The sequence below is a fragment of the Pelagicoccus sp. SDUM812003 genome (genome assembly GCF_031127815.1).
GTDB lineage: Bacteria > Verrucomicrobiota > Verrucomicrobiia > Opitutales > Opitutaceae > Pelagicoccus.
Window position 1 is genome coordinate 1 of the sequence record NZ_JARXHY010000073.1, and the last position, 576, is coordinate 576.

1 protein-coding gene is annotated in these 576 nt (G+C 44.1%); it reads right to left on the reverse strand.

The genetic code is table 11. The annotated features are described in order from the left end of the window. Window positions 1-68: 68 nt before the first annotated feature. Window positions 69-576, reverse strand: a 508-nt coding sequence (locus QEH54_RS22840) for a hypothetical protein (RefSeq protein WP_309021047.1), incomplete at its 5' end; no start/stop codon positions are given.

Genomic DNA, 576 nt, shown 5'->3' on the forward strand with positions numbered 1-576 from the left:
CGTGAAAGCCATACGCGGAAGTCAGCGCGGAGCGCTGGCTGGAGTTGTATGGGCTGACTGGTTAGGATTCATTTCTTTTCTATTGGTCTCACTCGGTGACTTTCGAGCCAATCGGAAATTGATGATAGCTCATCAACTTGGTTGGGCAAACACTTGATCCAACCAGAAATCAACTTTTTCAATCGTTCCTCGTCTTCACTTTTGAACGCGAAAACTAACGATTTAGACTCTGGAAAACAGGGTGTCAGGTAGACTTTCTTCCTTCTGTCCTTGAGCGTTTCTTTTTCGAACTGTTCCAATGTCAGCTGAGACGATTCTTCGTCAAATTGGTATGCTATATCTGCGTCATCGAAGAATATGCGATAACGCTCTCCTTTGACATTCTTGATGTTTACTTCAAATGAACCACCGTCGAATAGGTAGTCGAAGGATACCTCGCTTGGACAACCAAATGACGATTCTAACTTTTCTAGCTCTTCAGCTACTGTTCCGGCAAACGAGAAGGAAAGCAAAGAGGCAAAAGCGACTAGAGTGATTGTCTTTTTCATTCTTCCTAACGTGAAAGCCATACGCGGA